Source organism: Rhizobium leguminosarum, from assembly GCF_002953715.1.
Taxonomy (GTDB): domain Bacteria; phylum Pseudomonadota; class Alphaproteobacteria; order Rhizobiales; family Rhizobiaceae; genus Rhizobium; species Rhizobium leguminosarum_V.
In genome coordinates this window covers 3,669,711-3,688,045 of the sequence record NZ_CP025012.1, presented here as the reverse complement: position 1 = coordinate 3,688,045, position 18,335 = coordinate 3,669,711, and the positions used below count along the sequence as shown (strand labels likewise).

Genomic DNA, 18,335 nt, shown 5'->3' with positions numbered 1-18,335 from the left:
TTGCGCGAGGCGCATTCTGACGGCGCCACCTTTCCGGCAAGAAAAAACCCGGCGTTGCAGCCGGGTTTTTATATTTGACACTGCCTGAGGAGATCAGGCCGAGAGCTTCGCCAGCACTTCTTCCGAGACTTCGAAGTTGGAATAGACGTTCTGCACGTCGTCATCGTCTTCCAGGCTGTCGATGAGCTTCAGCAGCGACTGGGCTTTTTCCTCGTCCACCGGCACGTTGTTCTGGGCGCGCCAGACGGCCTTGACGGTTTCGGCTTCGCCGAGGCTCGATTCCAGCGCTTTTGCCACTTCGCCGAGGGCTTCGAAGGCGCAGGTGATGTAGTGGCCGTCTTCGTCGGTCTCGACGTCATCGGCGCCGGCTTCGATCGCGGCTTCCATCACCTTGTCGCCATCGCCGACGGAAAGCTTGTAGGTGATTTCGCCGACATGGTCGAAGGAGAAGGAAACGGAACCGGTTTCACCGAGAGCGCCGCCGGCCTTGGTGAAGCTCGAGCGGACGTTGGAGGCGGTGCGGTTGCGGTTGTCGGTCAGCGCCTCGACGATGATCGCCGTGCCGCCGGGGCCATAACCTTCATAGCGGACTTCGTCATAATTTTCGCCGTCCGCACCGGCTGCCTTCTTGATGGCGCGGTCGATATTGTCCTTCGGCATGGACTGGGCCTTGGCGTTCTGGATCGCCAGGCGAAGGCGGGCGTTCATCGTCGGGTCGGGCAGGCCGGCCTTGGCGGCAACGGTGATTTCGCGCGCAAGCTTCGAGAACATTTTCGACCGCACGGCATCCTGACGGCCTTTGCGGTGCATGATGTTTTTAAACTGTGAATGGCCAGCCATGGCACCCCTGTTCACGTCTCATTGTTCGGAATGGGCCGCCTTATAAGAGCGAAACGGCACCCGTTCAAGGAAAAAGCAGTTCGGAACAAAGGCGAGGGGATGACGTTTCAACCGAACTCCATCCAACGGAAAGGAACGGTCATGGCAAGTCTCAGCGAGGCGCAGGAACATCCAGCACGTCAGCTCTGGGATCAGGTCAACGATGTTCATGCCGGCATGCTCGGAATTTCCGGACTGGATATGCACATGCAGCCGATGGCGCCACATGCCGATCCCACCACCAACACCATCTGGTTCTACACCAAGACCGATGCCGACATCGTGCGCGCCATCAAGCCCGGCAGCCGCGCGCATTTCTGCGTTATCGGCAAGGATCACGACTATCACGCCTGCCTTGCCGGTGTGATCGAGGTGCATCCTGACCCTTCCAAGATCGAGGAATATTGGAGCTCGATCGTCGCGGCCTGGTATGACGGCGGCAAGAAGGACCCCAAGCTCACCATGCTGTCCCTCCATGTCGACGATGCCGAGATCTGGGTTTCCACAGGCAACAAGCTGAAATTCGGCTGGGAGATCGCCAAGGCCAATCTCGACGATGACAAGATGCCTGATGTCGGCATCAAGCGCCATCTGCAGTTCGCTTGATGCGTGAGGCTCCTGCATAATTCCTTAAATCAGAAGCGATTTAAGGATAAAATTATGCAGCAATTCAAAGTGCTACAGCGTCCTTTGCGCGTCTGAAAAGACGCGCGGCGCTGTAGAAGGAAAGCCGCCGGGCCTTTTTACTGCACGCCCTTCAGCACATAGATCAGCGGCTTTTTCGGCAGAGTGCGCATGGAGACGGTGATGCTGGCATCGGGCGCATTGGCGACGTCGAAATCCTTGCCGAACATCGAGACGAAGGCTTCGACCGGCGGGCCGCGTCGGTGCATCGGCAGGATCAACGACGAGCGTAGCCGCTTGATGACGCGGCTCATGCTGTCGGCGCCCATCGTCAGGCCACCGTCGACGGGGACCATGACGACGTCGAGGCGGCCGATCTCGGTATAGTGGGCGTCCGTCAGCTCGTAATGCAGGTGGCCGAGATGGCCGATGCACAGGCCGGCGATCTCGAAGATGAAGATGGAGTTGCCGTTCTCATGCGCGCCGCCGAGGCCGTAGCTGAAGCGGATATCCGTCGTAACGTTGCGGATATAGGCATCGCCGACGACGAGATTGATGTTGGCCTTTTCGCCCGGAATGTCGCTCCACCCATGCAGCACATGCTTGATGCCGGGATCGGGGGTCAGGGTATAGTGGGTCGTGTGCGCTTTGTTCATGGTCACGACATCGGGCATCGTGGCCGGCCTGTACCATCCATTATAGTCGGTCGCGATGACGATGCCGCCCGGGCTCTCGATCTCGAAGGTGGAATGGCCGAGGAAGGTCAGTTTGACGTCCTCGCCCTCGAAGATAGCAGGCATCAGCGGTGGGGCGCCGGAAAAGCTTGCGAAGGTCACCTTGGGAATGGTTTGCGCGATCGCCTGGCACTGGCTGACCGGTGGCCGCTGCTCTTGTGCCCCGGCAAGATTAGGCGCGGCGAAGGCCGCAAGGCATGCGATAGCGAGGATAAGATATCGCGGCTTCATGCCACCCCTCCGGCGCTCTATCACCTTCAACCGGCGCATAACCCCGAAAATCGATTCTGATTTTCGGGGTTATGCGCGAGTGGCGGGGAGGATGCGGCATGAGGCCGCAGGGGTCCAGCCGGCGGGTTCTCACAATTGCGTGTTGGATGGCCGCCCGTCGCCTGTTACCGCCAGAAGTCTGGCACCGTCTCTGCCAATCGTGGCCCGAGCCGGAGTGGCGCGATTTTTTCGGCCAATCCCGTGCTATCGGAGATTTCCACACCGACGCCGCAGATCGTCGCGGGGCCGTTCGCGGCTTCCATGCGGCCCTTCGGCATCTTGGAGATGAAGCGATTGAGCGGCTCCTCCTTGTCCATGCCGAGAGAGGAGTCGTAGTCGCCGCACATGCCGGCATCCGACATATAGGCGGTGCCGCCGTTCAGGATCTGTGCATCGGCCGTCGGTACATGTGTGTGGGTGCCGACGACGAAGCTGGCGCGGCCGTCGACGAAATGGCCGAAACACTGCTTCTCGCTGGTCGCCTCGGCATGGAAATCGAAGATGATCGCATCGGCCTGCTCCTTCAGCGGGCAGGCGTCGAGGATGACCTCCGCCGATTTGAAGGGGTCGTCGAGTTCGGGATGCATGAAGACCCGGCCCATGACGTTGGCTACGAGCACGCGCGCGCCGTTCCTCGCATAAAATAGGCCGGAGCCACGGCCAGGCGTGCCTTGCGGATAGTTGGCGGGACGCAGGAACTGATCGTGCCGGCCGGCAAAAGCGACGGCTTCCTTCTGGTCCCAGACGTGGTTGCCTGTCGTCACCACATCGGCGCCGGCATTGATCGTTTCCAGAAAGATGTCCTCGGTGATGCCGAAGCCGCCGGCGGCGTTCTCGCCGTTGACGATGACGAAATCGAGCTTGAGGTCGGAAACCAGGCCGGGAAGACGGTCCCAGACCGCCGTGCGTCCCGTCTTGCCGACCATGTCACCCAGAAAAAGCAGCCGCATTCCCTATCCAATCCAAGAGGCAAAAAAGCGAAGGCCGCTTTCTGTCAGGATGGCATCCAGGCTTATGTCGTGCGGCTCAGCGGGCACATGTGCCACTTCCTGGCAGTCGAATGCAATGCCGATCAGCTTCGGATGCAGGCCTTTTTGCCTTAGCCGGCTGATGGCGCGGTCGTAGTGGCCGGCGCCGTAGCCGATGCGGTGGCCGCGGGCATCGAAGGCAGAAAGCGGCACCAGCATGATCTCGGGATCAAGAATGGCGGCATCGGCGCCGGGGCCGACCGTGCCGAAACCGGTATCGACGAGGGGCGCACCTTCCGCCAGCTCGCGAAAGACGATTGTCTGCCGGTCAAGGATCGCCGGCACGCAGAGCCGCGCACCGCGCACGGCAAAGCGCGCCATCAGCGGCCTGAGATCGGCTTCCGAACGGATCGGCAGGAAGCCGGAGACGATCGTACCCAGCGCAAAACCGACGGCCTCGCCGGCATGTTCGGCCATTGCGAGGCTTTTGGAGGCGCGTTTCTCGGCGGGGATGGCGTCGCGTGCGGACAGCCGTTCGTTGCGCAGCTGCGCTTTCAATTCTTTCGCGGTCATTCGATCTGCCGGTTCTGAGAGATTTGACCGAGCATAGACGGCTCGATGTCCGATGCAAATGCCGGACGCGACGATATCACGCGCGTTTGACGCCTCGCCCGCGGCGGCTGCGGATCGTCAGATGACGATGCTTGTCGGTATTGTCGCGGCGCCGATGGAGAAGCCTGCCATATCAGGAATGGCATTGGCTCCGGCCTGCCGGTCTTGCTGCCGCAACTCGCGCATCGCCTTGTCGAGCACTTGCTTGAGTTCGCGCACCACCGCCTTGAACTCTTCCATCGTTTCGCGATCATCGGCCGAAATGCCCGAGAATTTCGGGGCATCCTCGGCGACGCTCGCATAGGCGTTGCGGGCGTTGGCGGCGGCGTCCGGTTCCTGCGAGCCGGTCTCGCCGGCCCCAGTTTCTCCTGCGGTATCCGTCAGCGCCGCATCGGCCCCGCTGATTGCGACGGCCGCTGCACCCGTGGTTGCATCCATCGAAACCTTTGTTGCCGGGCTGCCGGTCGCGACTGATGATGCGAATTCGGAGGCGGCGGTGCCGACCTTGCGCGCCAGTTCGGCGGCCAGACGGGCGACCACCTCAGGAGCCATGTTGGAGCTGCGCAGCATCTCCAACTGCTGCTTTGCCTCTTCGAGCTTGCGTTGCGCCTCCGCCTTGGCCTCGTCTCCCGAGTTCGCCAAGGTCTGGCGCATCTGCTGCAGCGCCTGGGTGGCGCGCTGCAGCTTCAGCACGCCTTGATCGGTCTCGCTTCCGGCGGCCGTAATGGCTGCCGTCGAAGACGCGCCGCGCAAGATGATGGAGGCAGACGTGGTTGCAACCTGCATGAACAATCCCCGATTGCGATTCGGGCGCATTCTGCAACGTCAGACTTGCGTGGACCTGTGTCTCTGGGATTCGGGAAGCGCAGCGGCCAGCCGCTGCATCGTCTCGTCGAACAGAGGGGCTCCGCCGGGTGCCCAGCCGAGTGCGCGGATTTTCGCAGTGTTCATGGGATTGAGCGCGGCGCTGTCGGCAGGGGCCGGCAGCGCGTGCCGACAGCCCGTCTCGCGGCGGATGGATGAAAGGATATCGCGCGTATCGACTGACATGTCCGAGACGTTGAAGACCTCGCCGGAGATGCGAGTGCTTTCCGTCTCCAGCATCAGCCTCACCGCCCGACCGAGGTCGCGGCCATGAACTTCCGTTCCCCGACGGGCAACAACCGGCCGGCCGGCGAGGTAATCGGCGATGAGGCCATCCCATTTGTTCGGCGAGAGATCGCCATAGACGCCGGTCGCCCTCAGGCTTACGCCGGCAAAACCCGGCGTGGAGAGATGGGCAAGCGCGCGTTCGGCATCGAGCTTGACCTGGCCGTAAAGTGTTTCGGGCTTGGCCAGCATCGTCTCCCTCAGTTCGGTTCCCTCGGGATGTTCGCCATAGGCGGCGCGGCTGGACAGGAAGACGCAGCGGCGTGTGCCGGCGCGTTTGGCAGCTTCGAAAAGCCGGACGGTGCCGTCGAGGTTCAACCTGTGGAAGGTCTTCGGATCGTCGCCCTCGCCGCCACGATATTTGCCCGGAACATGGCTGAAGGCGGCGTGGACGAAGAAATAGGCATCGTCGAAGACGTCGATCTGATCCTTGTCGGGGTCGAGCGAAAGCGCTGCGAACTCGACCGGGCGGGAGAAGAGGCGCGGCGGCGGCGCGCGGCGCCCGCCGACGATCACCTGATATCCGGCGGCCAGCAGTTCCTCGACGACATACCGGCCGACGAGACCCGTTCCACCCGATACCAGTACCTTCATGCTGTCCCTTCCGGATTGTCCAGCGCCGTGATCTCAGGCACATCGCCGCCATCGTGGAAACGGTGCCACAGATCGATCAAAGGTTGTAGTCGCGCTGCCTTGGGATGATCCTTTTCCCACGGTTTTTCATACTGGTAATGCAGGATCGAAATGCTCTTCCAGTCCCAAAGGTCCGGCATGGTGAACCATACATATTGCAGCATGTTGAAATAAACCGGCAGGCCGTGCCAATCCGGGAAGAACGTCTCGAGAAAGGTCTGATCGGTGCGCCGCCAGAAGGCGTCCGGCCTGTCGAGCCTTTCGAGCATGTGCCGGAATGTGTCATGCGAGGGCGTGGCGACGAAGACGCCGGAATTCATGCGGCGGAAGTCGGCGAGGCTTTCGTAGACATTGGGGGCGGCTGACAATTCCGGATAGAGGAAGAGCCTGTCGACGTTCTTCAGCACGAGGGCGTCGGCATCGATGAAGACGCAGCGCTGGTATTCGGTCAGCTGCCAGAGCCTGAGTTTGCAGAAATTGTCGAGCGGCGAATGGAAATCCGGCTTGCGGCCCTTGGTGAAAGGGGCTGCCGAATGGAGCTGGCCACGCGCATGGCGTTCGTTGAAGGCCGCGGACAGCGGCAGGTGCTCGACCTCGATCAGGCGGCAGTCGAGCGCCTTCAGGGGCACGAGTGCGGCTGCATCGACGCCGCCGGTGTGGAGAATGATGATGTCAGCCCCGGTGCCGGTTCGGCTCAGGGAGCGGGCAAGTGCGGTCGCACCCATGGCGTAATCGGCATTGGTGACGAGTGTGACATAAGCGAAACGGGTGGGTATGCCGCTGGCGCTCGTCATATTGCGGCGCTCACGAGACGGATTTCAGCCGCTTGCCTTCCGGATCGTGATTGATCGTCGCAGCGATGTCCTTGGTCCAGGCGGAGACGGCCGGAACACGCGCGCGGTCGACGCGATAGGCGAATTTCTTCGCGACGTCGACGATTTCGCCGAGGAGGCCCGCTTCCAGCGTGATGGGGTCGAGGCCGAGATCGCGGAATTTTTCGTTCCGGACGATCAGCTCGTTCTCTGCGGCTTCCTTGCGCGGGTTGGGCAGCCAGGCAATCTTGGCGCCGCTCATCCTGGCGATCATCTCGGCGAGGTCACGCACCCGGTGGGTTTCCGTCATCTGGTTGAAGATCTCGACGCGGGCGCCGCGCGCCGGCGGATTTTTCAGCGCCAGCTCGATGCAGCGCACCGAATCCTGGATATGGATGAAGGCGCGGGTCTGGCCGCCGGTGCCGTGCACTGTCAGCGGATAGCCGATCGCCGCCTGGATGAGGAAGCGGTTCAGCACCGTGCCGTAATCGCCGTCATAGTCGAAACGGTTGATCAGCTGCGCATGGCGGCGCGTCTGCTCGGTATGCGTGCCCCAGACGATGCCCTGGTGCAGATCGGTGACCCTCAGGCCGTCATTCCTAGCATAGAACTGGAAGAGAAGCTGATCCAGGCACTTGGTCATGTGATAGATCGAGCCGGGATTGGAGGGATAGAGGATCTCCTGGCTGACCGTCTCGCCGCCGGCGGTTTCGATGCCGACCGGCAGGTATCCCTCGGGGATCGCCGCGCCGACCGTCGAATAGCCGTAGACGCCCATGGTGCCGAGATGGATGAGATGGGCATCGAGATTGAGTTCTGTCAGCGCGTTCAGCAGGTTGTGCGTGGCGCTGACATTGTTGTTGACGGTGTAGTTCTTGTGGCGGTCGCTCTTCATCGAATAGGGCGCGGCCCGCTGTTCGGCGAAATGGATGACGGCATCCGGGCGGTGTTCGGAAAGCCAGTTCTTCAGGAGTTCGTAATCCTTGGCGAGATCGATCAGATTGAAGTGGATGCGGCGTCCGGTCTCGGCATGCCAGATGCGGGTGCGCTCCTGGATCGAATCCATCGGGGTCAGCGACTGAACGCCGAGTTCGGTGTCGATCCAGCGGCGCGAGAGATTGTCGAGGATATGGATGTCGTGCCCGGCATCGGAGAGATGCAGCGACGTTGGCCAACCAATGAAACCGTCTCCGCCCATAACCGCAATCTTCATCGCATCGTCTCCTGATTGGTCGCTCATTATCGGGAATAGTTAGGAATTATGACAATCATTCAATGCTTGCCTGTCCGGAAGCGTTGCGCCAAACAGGGCACCTGAGTTTGGAGAAAATTATGACGGAACGCCCTTTTTCCATTTCGGGAGAGCTGACGGAGGCCGGACACCGGCTCGTGCAGCGGGTCTACTATGAAGATACGGACTTTTCCGGCCTGGTCTATCACGCCCGCTACCTGCATTTCCTGGAGCGTGGCCGTACCGATTATCTGCGCTGCCTCGGCGTTGAGCAGCGCGAACTCGTCAGCGCCGACGAGGAAGGGCTCATTTTCGTCGTCCACCGTATGGAGATCGACTTCAAGAGCCCGGCGCGCATGGACGATGTGCTGACGATCCTGACGCACACGGAAAAAGCCGGCGGCGCCAAGATGGTGCTCAATCAGCAGATCCGCTCGGGCGAGACGCTGCTGATCGCCGCCAAGGTGATCATCGCCGTCATCAACGCTCGGGGGCGGCCGAGGCGGCTGCCGGAAACATTGGCGGTGAAATTCCTGGAAGGCAGCACGCCGCTATAGTCCGCCATCGCTTGAAATTCGGACCTTGTCAAAACTTGAACTTTATGTGAAGGAATTCCCGCGCCGCAGGATGAGCGCTCTTTCGGCAGCCGGACCTTGCTCCGGTCAAGTAATCCATGGAACGAAATCTTCCAAATACAGGCTTACTGTCACAGTTCGGCACTAACGATCTATTAACCATAATGGTGTCTTACTGGGAAAGTCGGAGTTTGTGCGGTGCACGCCTTCCTTTGACCAAATTTGACGGCAAGAAGGCGGAAGATGAGCTTGGAAGTTTGATCAGGGCTTTGGGCGGCGGCCGCCGGACACTTCTTGCGAGATCAGTTTGTGCCGCCCGGTCCAGCACCGGGCGTTTGGATTCGGGGATTTTGGATCAATGGAACAAGTAGGATTGGCAGCAGCAACGACGGACGTCAGCCTTTGGTCGCTTTTCATGCAGGCCGGCATCGTCGTCAAGCTCGTAATGCTCGGGCTTATCGCCGCCTCTGTGTGGACGTGGGCGATCGTCATCGACAAATACCTGGCCTATGGCCGCGCACGGCGCCAGTTCGACAAGTTCGAACAGGTGTTCTGGTCGGGCCAGTCGCTGGAAGAACTCTACCGCTCGCTGTCGGAACGCAGCAATACCGGGCTGGCGGCGATCTTCGTGGCTGCCATGCGGGAGTGGAAGAAATCTTTCGAACGCGGCGCCCGTTCGCCGATCGGCCTGCAGATGCGGATCGACCGGGCGATGGACGTGACGCTCGCCCGTGAGACCGAATTTCTCGGCGCCCGCCTTGGATCGCTCGCGACCATCGGTTCGGCCGGTCCGTTCATCGGTCTGTTCGGCACGGTCGTCGGCATCATGACCTCGTTTCAGGCGATCGCCGGCTCGAAGTCGACCAACCTTGCGGTCGTCGCGCCCGGTATCGCCGAAGCGCTGCTTGCCACCGCGATCGGCCTCGTCGCCGCTATCCCGGCGGTTATCGCCTACAACAAGTTCTCTGCCGATGCCGGCAAGCTCTCGGGCCGAATGGAAGGTTTTGCGGATGAATTCTCCGCCATACTTTCGCGCCAGATCGACGAGAAACTGCAGCCGCGCGCTGCCGCTCAGTAACCAACGGAGTATTCTGACATGGGTATGGCTGTTGGAGGCAATGGCGGCGGGGGCGGCGGACGCCGCCGTCGCGGCGGTCGGAACAGGGCCGTGATTTCCGAAATCAACGTGACGCCGCTCGTCGACGTCATGCTGGTGCTTTTGATCATCTTCATGGTCGCGGCACCGATGATGACCGTCGGCGTGCCGATCGACCTGCCGGAAACGCAGGCCAAGGCGCTGAATTCCGAGACGCAGCCGATCACCATCTCCGTCAAGAATGACGGCGAGGTGTTCCTGCAGGAAACACCGATCCCGGCTGCGGAGATCGCCGCCAAGCTCGAGGCGATCGCCACCACCGGCTATAATGAACGCATCTTCGTGCGCGGCGACGCGACCGCTCCTTATGGCGTCATCGCCGATGTCATGGCCCGTATTCAGGGCGCGGGCTTCAAGAATATCGGCCTCGTGACGCAGCAGAAGAAGGACCAATAGCGCACAAAATGAAGGCCAGTGTCATCACATCTGCTGTTTTGCACGGCCTGGTGCTCACCTGGGCGATGGTGTCGCTCGGCGCCCCGGAATCCTTCAAGGTGGAGGATTTCGAGGCGATGCCGGTCGATCTCGTGCCGGTGGAGTCAATTACCCAGATGCAGCAAGGCGACAAGAAGGCTCCGAAGAAGGAGACTTCCGCGCCCGTGCCGACGACACGGCCGCCGATCCCGCAGCCGGCGGAGAATGCCGGCGACAACAATGTCGACCTGAAAACGCCTCCGGTGCCGAACGCCAAGCCCAGCAATAGCGAAGCGGCCGCGGCGAATTCGAGCGAAAAGCCGATGCCGAAGACCGATCCCGTCCCGAACGATGTCAAGGACATCGTCAAGGAGGAAACGGAAGTCGAGCAGCCGAAACAGGTCGCCTCCATTCCGCCGCCGAAGCCTGTCGAGGTGACGCCGCCGAAGCCTGAGGAAAAACCGCCGGAAGAGCAGGCCAAGCCCGAGGAACCGCCGAAGCCCGATGCGGAGGCGCTGCCGGACAACGTGCCGACCCCTGTTGCCAAGCCGCAGGTGAAGCCGCCGGAACCACAGAAGCCCGCTGAGAAGCCGCCGGAAAAGACCCCGGACCAGCCGAAGGCTGCCGAAAAACCGACCGATAAGAAGAAGGCGGACCAGAAGCAGGAAATGGCGAAATCCGCCTCATCGATGAAGAGTGATTTCAATGCCGACGACGTTGCGGCGTTGCTGAACAAGACGGATCCTTCCGCCGGTGGCGCCAAGCGCTCGATACAAGAGGCATCGCTGGGTGCGAAGAAAAGCAACGGCGGCTCGAAGCTCAGCCAGAGCGAAGAAGATGCGATAAAGGGTTTGATTGAGGGTAACTGGCTTATCACTCCCGGAATGGAAGGCCTTTCCGGCATGGTCATCACGGTGCATTTCAAGCTCGACAAAGATGGAAACATTATCGGCCAGCCTGAGATCGAGTCGTCCGGCGGAAGCACCACCGATTCAGCGCGTCGTGCGCTGGAAAGTGGCGCTTACCGTGCCGTGATGAAATCTGCTCCCTCCTTCCGCTCGACGCTTCCGATGGACAAGTATGATGTGTGGAACGAGGTCGTCCTTAACTTTAATCCCAGCGATATGGGGATTTAAATGCCGAGGAATCCGCTCCATTTCGCGAAATCTTTCGGACTATACGTTGCGCTGACAGGGATCGTCGGCTGCTCCATCTTTCCACTCAATGCGGGTGCTGAAACGGCCGGTCGAGCGAATGGAAGTGCCACTGCGACACATCTCGCTGGCGCAGAGATCGATGCAATGCGGCATGCGATCGAGAATAGCTTCATTGTCGATGGCAGAATGAACGACGCCGGCAGTGTATATGCGACGATCCATGTGAAGCTGGATAGAGATGGCCAGATTGTCGGCGTCCCTGACGTTAAGGTCAGGGGTGGAAGTGAGCGCACGCGTAAAAGCATTGCTGATGCTGGCATTCGCGCAATTCGTCGCGCAGCTCCTTTTACGATGCTTCCAAAAGATAAATACGATGCCTGGAAGGAAGTCATTTTGAACTTCGACACCAGCGCTCTTACCCAATAAGATGCTGAAAGGCTTGTTTGATATGGTCAAGTGTTCCCTCATCCGCGCTCTGATGGTCATTGCAGGCCTGATTGGGGTCGCAGCCTTTACGACGCCGGCGAACGCGGTGCTCACTCTCGATCTTCGAAAAGGTAATGTCCAGCCGCTGCCGATTGCGGTGACGGACTTCCTGCAGGGCGATATGGGCGCGCAGGTCTCGCAGGTGATCGCCGCCGACTTGCAGCGTTCCGGTCTCTTCGCTCCGATCAGCAAAACGGCCTTCATCGAGAAGATCTCCAATCCCGATGCCGCGCCGCGTTTCGAAGACTGGAAGGTCATCAATGCCCAGGCGCTGGTGACCGGTCGCGTCACTCAGGAAGCCGATGGCCGCCTTCGCGCTGAGTTTCGCCTTTGGGACCCCTTCGCCGGCCAGCAAATGACCGGCCAGCAGTTTTATACGCAGCCGGAGAACTGGCGGCGTGTTGCCCACATCATTGCCGATGCGATCTACAAGCAGATCACCGGTGAGGAAGGCTACTTCGACACCCGCGTCGTCTTCGTCTCTGAATCCGGCACCAAGCAGCAGCGCAAGCGCCAGCTGGCGATCATGGATCAGGATGGCTTCAACGTGCGGATGCTGACGGATGGCAGTGATCTCGTGCTGACGCCGCGCTTCTCGCCGAGCAGGCAGGAAGTCACCTACATGTCCTTTGCCAACCAGCAGCCGCGGGTCTATCTGCTTCAGCTGGAAACCGGGCAGCGCGAGGTCGTCGGCAATTTCCCCGGCATGACATTCTCGCCGCGCTTTTCGCCTGATGGTCAGAAGGTGATCATGAGCCTGCAGCAGGATGCCAATTCCAATATCTATACGATGGACCTGCGCTCGCGCACGACGACCCGGTTGACCTCGACGGCGGCGATCGACACGTCGCCCTCCTATTCGCCTGACGGCGCACGCGTCAGCTTCGAAAGCGACCGCGGCGGAAAGCCGCAGATCTACGTGATGAACGCCGATGGCTCGGGCCAGACCCGCATTTCCTTCGGCGACGGCTCCTATTCGACGCCGGTCTGGTCGCCGCGCGGCGATCTCATCGCCTTCACCAAACAGGCCGGCGGCAAGTTCTCGATCGGCGTGATGAAGCCGGATGGTTCCGGCGAGCGCATCCTGACGACCGGCTTCCACAATGAGGGCCCGACCTGGGCGCCGAACGGCCGCGTGCTGATGTTCTTCCGCCAGGCGGCGGGGTCGGGCGGTCCGCAGCTCTATTCGATCGATCTGACCGGTTACAACGAGCAGCTCGTGAAGACGCCGACCTACGGCTCCGACCCGGCCTGGTCGCCGCTTATGGAGTAGGCGATGCACTGCTGCCTTCTTGTCGCCCCAAAGTCATGGAACCGAGCGGCCAAGGGACAAAGTAGCAGATTGTTAACCATAATCTTTGAGGGGCGGTTAACCGAGTGCGGTTACTGTCCGGAAACCCTGATGAAATCGCAAGGAGACCGGCCATGAGCCGAATTCATACCCCGGCAATGAGCCGCATGCAGAATTTCGCCCGCAACCCCGTCATGATCGCGCTTCTCGCCGGTCTCGCGCTCGCAAGCTGTGCCAAGAAGCCGCCGAACAGCGCCGGCGATCTCGGCCTCGGCACCGGCGCTGGCGGCGCTGCAACGCCGGGCTCGGCCCAGGATTTCACGGTCAATGTCGGCGACCGCATCTTCTTCGATACCGACTCCTCGTCGATCCGCGCCGATGCCTCGCAGACGCTCGACCGTCAGGCCCAGTGGCTCGGCCGCTACCCGAATTACCAGATCACCGTCGAAGGCCATGCCGACGAACGCGGCACGCGCGAATACAACCTCGCGCTCGGCGCCCGCCGTGCTGCCGCCGCCAAGGACTATCTCGCTTCGCGCGGCGTCCCGGCGCAGCGCCTGAAGACGATCTCCTACGGCAAGGAACGTCCGGTCGCCGTCTGCGACGATATTTCCTGCTGGTCGCAGAACCGCCGCGCGGTTACCGTGCTCGGCGGTGCCGGCATGTAATTGCCGAGCAACAATTTGCTTTTTCGACGGGCGGTCCCATCAGGGGCCGCCTTTTCTTTTTGACCACACTTTGGCCAGACTCCGTTGCTTTTTGAAAGCAATTGGAAAAATCTCCTGTTCGTGCCATCGAGGTGCGAAGAATCACTGGGACAGGACGATACATATGAAGAAACTTGTCGTGGCAGGCATGCTGTGCCTCGCGGCTGTGACCGGAAGCGAACGAGCGGCCTATTCCGCCTCGTTCTTCGGGCTACACCTCGGCGGCCGATCCGCGGAAAACCAGGCGGCGCCGCCTGTTGTCAAAGTGCAGAGCGGCGACGCGGAGGTCCGCGTGCAGCAGCTCGAAGAGCAACTGCGGCAGTTGAATGGCCGGATCGAGGAGATGAGCTTTCAGCTTCTGCAGATGCAGGAGACGATCCGCAAGCAGCAGGAAGACAATGAATTCCGCTTCCAGCAGCTCGAAAAGACGGGTGCCGGCGGTACCACGAAGGCGCCAGTCAAGAAAAGCGAGACCGATGCCGCTCCGGCCGCCTCCGGCGGCGATGACATTGCCAAGGTGATTCAAGCACCACAGGGAGCCGAAACGGCTCCCTCCGCCAGCGTGCCGGAGAATAGCGGTCTCGGCCAACCACCGAAGGAACTTGGCTCGATCGATTTCGATCAGAATGGCAATCCGATCGGCGGAAGCGTCGACGAAAATGCCACCATCGGTTCCGGTCCGATTCCCGATGCCAATACCAAAACGCCGCAGCAGACCGCCTCGCTCGGCAGCGAGGCCGACCAGTACAAGGCCGCCTACGGCCACGTGCTATCCGGTGATTACAGCACGGCCGAACAGGAGTTCACGCAGTACATCACCCACTACCCGAGCAGCGCGCGGGCGGCGGACGCCAATTTCTGGCTCGGCGAAGCACTCTATTCGCAGGGCAAGTACAATGAGGCGGCCAAGACCTTTCTCAATGCGCACCAGAAATACGGTACATCGGAAAAGGCGCCGGAAATGTTGCTGAAGCTCGGCATGTCGCTTGCCGCCCTCGACAATACCGAGACGGCCTGCGCGACGCTGCGCGAAGTCTCGAAGCGTTATCCGAAGGCCTCGCGCGCCGTCATAAGCAAGGTTGCGAGCGAACAGAAGCGCCTCGCCTGCTAAGGTCTTCCGGAATGTCTCCGGAAACCTCATCGCCTCAACAGGCGATCCTCCAGTTTCTTTTGTCGCTTCAAAGCCCCGCGCGCATTCTCGTCGCGATATCAGGCGGCAGCGATTCCACCGGCCTGCTCCTTCTTCTCGATGAAGCCGTGAAGGTCGCACCCCATCTCAAGATTTCGCTTTGCGCTGCGACCGTCGATCACGCTCTGCGCGCCGGCTCGGCAGACGAGGCGCGCGACGTCGCAGCCCTTTGCGCATCGCTCGGCATTCCCCAGACCACCATGATCTGGGAGGGCGACAAGCCGAAAACCGGCATCATGGCGGCGGCCCGCGAGGCACGTTATGGCCTGCTGACAACCATCGCCGAAAGTTTCGAAGCCGATCTCATCGTCACTGGCCATACGTTCGACGATCAGCGCGAAACACTGCAGATGCGTGGGATGCGAACAGAGCAGGTTTCGACCGGTATTGCAGATGCGCTGCTCTTCGACCGGCGTTTCTGGATTTTACGGCCGCTTCTTTTCTCCACCCGGGCGGGTATCCGCGCTTTCCTGAAAGAGCGGGGCGTGCCGTGGATCGACGATCCCAGCAACGAGGATACGAAGTACGAGCGTGTGCGGATGCGCCGGCAGCTTTCGGCCGATGCAGGCATGGAGAAGGATATTAGCGCGGCCTGGGAGGAGCGGCTGGCACTGTCGTCCAGAGGAGCCGAATGGCTGGATCGTCATTTCCGGCTTCACGGCGGCCTGCTCGGGCAGGTGATGCCTGATGGGTTGCGGCAGGATCGCGCAGTCCTCGACTATGTGCTCGCCCGTCTGACAGCCGTTTTCGGTGGGCAGCCGTTTGCGCCGGGGAGGGGGCATATGGAGCGTATCCTTGCATTTGCCACCGGCAGCAAGCCGGGACGGATGACCGCTGGCAGGGTAGTCTTCGACCTGCGGCATGACGGGCTTTATCTGGCGCGCGAGAACCGGGGGATATCGCCTCTGGTATTGCGGCGGGGCGAGGCCGGGGTTTGGGATGGCAGGTTTTATGCGCGCAATGGGTCGGCGGCATCAATTGAAATCCAGGCCGCTGCTGCACGCGCGCAAGACACTTCACGCTTTATTGAGCCGATCACCGCGCAGACGCGCGGCGGCTGGATTCCTGTGACGAGCACAGGAATAAGGGAGTATATGCAGCGCCTTCCCAAGAGCGCATGGAAGCGCGCTATCGCTTCGGCGCCGGCGTTATCCGCCGAAGAGAGCCTTTTATCTGAGGAATCCGCCCGCATGGTCGAACTAACACCCTATTTCGCACCCTTCGACCGCTTTTTGACACGATTTGATTTCATCTTTGCCAATAGGCTTTCGGCGGTTTTCGCGACGGCGCCCTATGCGAGGCTGCCTTTAAGAAGTATTGACGGAAAAACCATCTGACCTGGGGTGTCGCCTTGGCAATCGCACGGCGCAACCCTATGTTAGATACGAATAAGACGGTCGCCATGAGGCGGCCGTTCCATGCTGGGGAGTTCAATGAACCCTAACTTACGTAATTTCGCCTTGTGGGCGATCATAGCGCTTCTGCTGATCGCCCTTTTCAGTATGTTTCAGACGGCGCCGGCGCAGACGGGCTCCCGCGAAATCCCTTATTCGCAGTTTCTGCGTGAGGTCGATGCGGGCCGCGTGAAGGATGTCGTGGTCACGGGCAACCGTCTCTCCGGAAGCTATGTTGAAAATGGCACCACCTTTCAGACCTATTCGCCTGTGATCGACGACAGTCTGCTCGATCGCCTGCAGTCGAAGAACGTCCTGGTTTCCGCCCGTCCTGAAACGGACGGCTCTTCGGGTTTCCTCAGCTATCTCGGCACGCTTTTGCCGATGCTTCTGATTCTCGGCGTCTGGCTGTTCTTCATGCGGCAGATGCAGGGCGGCTCACGCGGGGCGATGGGCTTCGGCAAGTCCAAGGCCAAGCTGCTCACCGAAGCGCATGGCCGCGTGACTTTCGAAGACGTTGCCGGTGTCGACGAGGCCAAGCAGGATCTCGAGGAAATCGTCGAATTCCTGCGTGATCCGCAGAAGTTCCAGCGTCTCGGTGGCAAGATCCCGCGCGGCGTGTTGCTCGTCGGTCCTCCGGGCACCGGCAAGACGCTGCTCGCCCGCTCGGTCGCCGGCGAAGCCAACGTGCCCTTCTTCACCATTTCGGGCTCCGACTTTGTCGAAATGTTCGTCGGCGTCGGCGCAAGCCGCGTGCGCGATATGTTCGAGCAGGCGAAGAAGAATGCGCCCTGCATCATCTTCATCGACGAAATCGACGCCGTCGGCCGCCATCGCGGCGCCGGCCTCGGCGGCGGCAATGACGAACGCGAGCAGACGTTGAACCAGCTGCTGGTCGAAATGGACGGCTTCGAGGCGAATGAAGGCGTGATCCTCATCGCCGCTACCAACCGTCCCGACGTTCTCGATCCGGCGCTGCTGCGTCCCGGCCGTTTCGACCGTCAGGTCGTGGTGCCGAACCCCGACATCGTCGGCCGCGAGCGCATTCTCAAGGTGCATGCCCGCAACGTCCCGCTGGCGCCGAATGTCGATCTCAAGATCCTCGCCCGCGGCACGCCCGGTTTCTCCGGCGCCGACCTGATGAACCTCGTCAACGAAGCCGCGCTGATGGCCGCACGCCGCAACAAGCGCGTCGTCACCATGCAGGAATTCGAGGACGCCAAGGACAAGATTATGATGGGCGCCGAGCGCCGTTCCTCGGCGATGACCGAGGCGGAAAAGAAGCTCACTGCTTACCATGAGGCCGGACACGCCATGACCGCGCTCAATGTCGCCGTCGCCGATCCGCTGCACAAGGCGACGATCATTCCGCGCGGCCGTGCGCTCGGCATGGTCATGCAGCTTCCCGAGGGCGACCGCTACTCGATGAGCTACAAGTGGATGGTCTCGCGTCTTTGCATCATGATGGGCGGCCGCGTTGCCGAAGAGCTCACCTTCGGCAAGGAGAACATTACCTCGGGTGCCTCCTCCGACATCGAGCAGGCCACGAAGCTTGCCCGCGCCATGGTCACGCAGTGGGGCTTTTCCGATCAGCTCGGTCAGGTCGCCTATGGCGAGAACCAGCAGGAAGTCTTCCTCGGCCACTCGGTTTCGCAGTCGAAGAATGTTTCGGAAGCAACCGCGCAGAAGATCGACAATGAAGTGCGCCGCCTGATCGACGAAGCCTATACCCAGGCCCGCACGATCCTGACGGAAAAGCACGACGAATTCGTCGCTCTTGCCGAGGGTCTGCTCGAATACGAGACGCTGACCGGCGAAGAGATCAAGGCGCTGATCCGCGGTGAAAAGCCTTCCCGCGATCTCGGTGATGATTCGCCGCCAAGCCGCGGCTCAGCCGTTCCGAAGGCCGGCGCACGGCCTGCCACCAAGGGTGACGAGCCCGAAGGCGGCCTCGAACCGCAGCCGCATTGAACAGCGGCACTACCTTGAACAAGGCCGGATTTCCGAAGTGGGAGATCCGGCCTTTTCCATTGGTAACGGGATATAATCATTTT

At 61.0% G+C, this 18,335-nt stretch carries 19 protein-coding genes; 11 read left to right on the top strand and 8 right to left on the bottom strand.

Annotation, left to right across the window (positions count from 1 at the left end; all coding sequences use genetic code 11):
- Positions 1–93 precede the first annotated feature (93 nt).
- Positions 94–840, bottom strand: a complete 747-nt coding sequence (locus tag CUJ84_RS18465) for a YebC/PmpR family DNA-binding transcriptional regulator (RefSeq protein ID WP_017968114.1) — start codon at positions 838–840, stop codon at positions 94–96.
- A gap of 141 nt (positions 841–981) precedes the next feature.
- On the opposite strand from CUJ84_RS18465, the gene CUJ84_RS18460 reads away from it, so the two are divergent.
- Positions 982–1,485: a pyridoxamine 5'-phosphate oxidase family protein gene (locus CUJ84_RS18460; protein ID WP_012758860.1), complete on the top strand. Its 504-nt coding sequence runs from the start codon at positions 982–984 to the stop codon at positions 1,483–1,485.
- Between the two features lie 137 nt (positions 1,486–1,622).
- On the opposite strand, the gene CUJ84_RS18455 is transcribed toward CUJ84_RS18460, so the two are convergent.
- From CUJ84_RS18455 to CUJ84_RS18425, 7 genes are all read right to left on the bottom strand, one after another.
- Positions 1,623–2,468: an MBL fold metallo-hydrolase gene (locus CUJ84_RS18455; protein WP_105007278.1), complete on the bottom strand. Its 846-nt coding sequence runs from the start codon at positions 2,466–2,468 to the stop codon at positions 1,623–1,625.
- A gap of 164 nt (positions 2,469–2,632) precedes the next feature.
- The gene (locus tag CUJ84_RS18450; RefSeq protein WP_105007277.1) at positions 2,633–3,457 is read right to left on the bottom strand and encodes a TIGR00282 family metallophosphoesterase; all 825 of its coding nucleotides are present in this window, start codon (positions 3,455–3,457) and stop codon (positions 2,633–2,635) included.
- Between the two features lie 3 nt (positions 3,458–3,460).
- Positions 3,461–4,048: a 5-formyltetrahydrofolate cyclo-ligase gene (locus tag CUJ84_RS18445; RefSeq protein WP_105007276.1), complete on the bottom strand. Its 588-nt coding sequence runs from the start codon at positions 4,046–4,048 to the stop codon at positions 3,461–3,463.
- 117 nt (positions 4,049–4,165) lie between these two features.
- On the bottom strand, positions 4,166–4,873 hold the full coding sequence (locus tag CUJ84_RS18440; RefSeq protein ID WP_105008235.1) for a hypothetical protein: 708 nt from the start codon (positions 4,871–4,873) through the stop codon (positions 4,166–4,168).
- A 39-nt stretch (positions 4,874–4,912) separates the two neighbouring features.
- Positions 4,913–5,830, bottom strand: coding sequence for an NAD-dependent epimerase/dehydratase family protein (locus CUJ84_RS18435; protein WP_105007275.1), 918 nt, complete (start codon positions 5,828–5,830; stop codon positions 4,913–4,915).
- Positions 5,827–6,663, bottom strand: coding sequence for a glycosyltransferase (locus CUJ84_RS18430; RefSeq protein WP_105007274.1), 837 nt, complete (start codon positions 6,661–6,663; stop codon positions 5,827–5,829). The genes CUJ84_RS18435 and CUJ84_RS18430 overlap by 4 nt, the downstream gene beginning before the upstream one ends.
- A gap of 10 nt (positions 6,664–6,673) precedes the next feature.
- Positions 6,674–7,894, bottom strand: a complete 1,221-nt coding sequence (locus tag CUJ84_RS18425; protein ID WP_105007273.1) for an NAD-dependent epimerase/dehydratase family protein — start codon at positions 7,892–7,894, stop codon at positions 6,674–6,676.
- 119 nt (positions 7,895–8,013) lie between these two features.
- On the opposite strand from CUJ84_RS18425, the gene ybgC reads away from it, so the two are divergent.
- The 10 genes from ybgC to ftsH all read left to right on the top strand — a co-directional run bounded on the left by ybgC (position 8,014) and on the right by ftsH (position 18,252).
- A complete protein-coding gene (gene ybgC, locus CUJ84_RS18420; protein WP_105007272.1) occupies positions 8,014–8,469 on the top strand; it encodes a tol-pal system-associated acyl-CoA thioesterase in 456 nt (151 codons plus the stop codon).
- Positions 8,470–8,845: 376 nt separating this feature from the next.
- Positions 8,846–9,565, top strand: coding sequence for a protein TolQ (tolQ, locus tag CUJ84_RS18415; RefSeq protein ID WP_003552507.1), 720 nt, complete (start codon positions 8,846–8,848; stop codon positions 9,563–9,565).
- Between the two features lie 18 nt (positions 9,566–9,583).
- On the top strand, positions 9,584–10,039 hold the full coding sequence (tolR, locus tag CUJ84_RS18410; protein WP_003542730.1) for a protein TolR: 456 nt from the start codon (positions 9,584–9,586) through the stop codon (positions 10,037–10,039).
- A gap of 8 nt (positions 10,040–10,047) precedes the next feature.
- Positions 10,048–11,193, top strand: a complete 1,146-nt coding sequence (locus tag CUJ84_RS18405; protein WP_105007271.1) for a hypothetical protein — start codon at positions 10,048–10,050, stop codon at positions 11,191–11,193.
- Positions 11,194–11,640 carry a cell envelope integrity protein TolA gene (locus tag CUJ84_RS18400; protein ID WP_105007270.1) on the top strand — a complete coding sequence of 149 codons (447 nt, stop codon included), beginning with the start codon at positions 11,194–11,196 and terminating at the stop codon, positions 11,638–11,640.
- 22 nt (positions 11,641–11,662) lie between these two features.
- Positions 11,663–12,973 carry a Tol-Pal system beta propeller repeat protein TolB gene (gene tolB / locus CUJ84_RS18395; RefSeq protein ID WP_105008234.1) on the top strand — a complete coding sequence of 437 codons (1,311 nt, stop codon included), beginning with the start codon at positions 11,663–11,665 and terminating at the stop codon, positions 12,971–12,973.
- A gap of 152 nt (positions 12,974–13,125) precedes the next feature.
- Positions 13,126–13,659 carry a peptidoglycan-associated lipoprotein Pal gene (gene pal / locus CUJ84_RS18390; RefSeq protein ID WP_024323075.1) on the top strand — a complete coding sequence of 178 codons (534 nt, stop codon included), beginning with the start codon at positions 13,126–13,128 and terminating at the stop codon, positions 13,657–13,659.
- A gap of 163 nt (positions 13,660–13,822) precedes the next feature.
- Positions 13,823–14,809: a tol-pal system protein YbgF gene (ybgF, locus tag CUJ84_RS18385; protein WP_105007269.1), complete on the top strand. Its 987-nt coding sequence runs from the start codon at positions 13,823–13,825 to the stop codon at positions 14,807–14,809.
- Positions 14,810–14,820: 11 nt separating this feature from the next.
- Complete coding sequence (gene tilS, locus CUJ84_RS18380; RefSeq protein ID WP_105007268.1) at positions 14,821–16,224, top strand: tRNA lysidine(34) synthetase TilS; 1,404 nt, start codon at positions 14,821–14,823, stop codon at positions 16,222–16,224.
- Between the two features lie 96 nt (positions 16,225–16,320).
- On the top strand, positions 16,321–18,252 hold the full coding sequence (gene ftsH / locus CUJ84_RS18375; protein ID WP_041935570.1) for an ATP-dependent zinc metalloprotease FtsH: 1,932 nt from the start codon (positions 16,321–16,323) through the stop codon (positions 18,250–18,252).
- Positions 18,253–18,335: the final 83 nt, after the last annotated feature.

Excerpts from the sequence above, each read along its gene's own strand:
- CUJ84_RS18455 (WP_105007278.1), bottom strand. The coding sequence starts at position 2,468 with ATGAAGCCGCGATATCTTATCCTCGCTATCGCATGCCTTGCGGCCTTC.
- tolB (WP_105008234.1), top strand. The coding sequence starts at position 11,663 with ATGGTCAAGTGTTCCCTCATCCGCGCTCTGATGGTCATTGCAGGCCTG.
- CUJ84_RS18405 (WP_105007271.1), top strand. The coding sequence starts at position 10,048 with ATGAAGGCCAGTGTCATCACATCTGCTGTTTTGCACGGCCTGGTGCTC.
- ybgF (WP_105007269.1), top strand. The coding sequence starts at position 13,823 with ATGAAGAAACTTGTCGTGGCAGGCATGCTGTGCCTCGCGGCTGTGACC.
- CUJ84_RS18425 (WP_105007273.1), bottom strand. The coding sequence starts at position 7,894 with ATGAAGATTGCGGTTATGGGCGGAGACGGTTTCATTGGTTGGCCAACG.
- tolQ (WP_003552507.1), top strand. The coding sequence starts at position 8,846 with ATGGAACAAGTAGGATTGGCAGCAGCAACGACGGACGTCAGCCTTTGG.
- CUJ84_RS18435 (WP_105007275.1), bottom strand. The coding sequence starts at position 5,830 with ATGAAGGTACTGGTATCGGGTGGAACGGGTCTCGTCGGCCGGTATGTC.
- CUJ84_RS18465 (WP_017968114.1), bottom strand. The coding sequence starts at position 840 with ATGGCTGGCCATTCACAGTTTAAAAACATCATGCACCGCAAAGGCCGT.
- CUJ84_RS18460 (WP_012758860.1), top strand. The coding sequence starts at position 982 with ATGGCAAGTCTCAGCGAGGCGCAGGAACATCCAGCACGTCAGCTCTGG.
- CUJ84_RS18450 (WP_105007277.1), bottom strand. The coding sequence starts at position 3,457 with ATGCGGCTGCTTTTTCTGGGTGACATGGTCGGCAAGACGGGACGCACG.
- tilS (WP_105007268.1), top strand. The coding sequence starts at position 14,821 with ATGTCTCCGGAAACCTCATCGCCTCAACAGGCGATCCTCCAGTTTCTT.
- CUJ84_RS18445 (WP_105007276.1), bottom strand. The coding sequence starts at position 4,048 with ATGACCGCGAAAGAATTGAAAGCGCAGCTGCGCAACGAACGGCTGTCC.
- CUJ84_RS18400 (WP_105007270.1), top strand. The coding sequence starts at position 11,194 with ATGCCGAGGAATCCGCTCCATTTCGCGAAATCTTTCGGACTATACGTT.
- CUJ84_RS18440 (WP_105008235.1), bottom strand. The coding sequence starts at position 4,873 with ATGCAGGTTGCAACCACGTCTGCCTCCATCATCTTGCGCGGCGCGTCT.
- tolR (WP_003542730.1), top strand. The coding sequence starts at position 9,584 with ATGGGTATGGCTGTTGGAGGCAATGGCGGCGGGGGCGGCGGACGCCGC.
- ybgC (WP_105007272.1), top strand. The coding sequence starts at position 8,014 with ATGACGGAACGCCCTTTTTCCATTTCGGGAGAGCTGACGGAGGCCGGA.
- ftsH (WP_041935570.1), top strand. The coding sequence starts at position 16,321 with ATGAACCCTAACTTACGTAATTTCGCCTTGTGGGCGATCATAGCGCTT.
- pal (WP_024323075.1), top strand. The coding sequence starts at position 13,126 with ATGAGCCGAATTCATACCCCGGCAATGAGCCGCATGCAGAATTTCGCC.
- CUJ84_RS18430 (WP_105007274.1), bottom strand. The coding sequence starts at position 6,663 with ATGACGAGCGCCAGCGGCATACCCACCCGTTTCGCTTATGTCACACTC.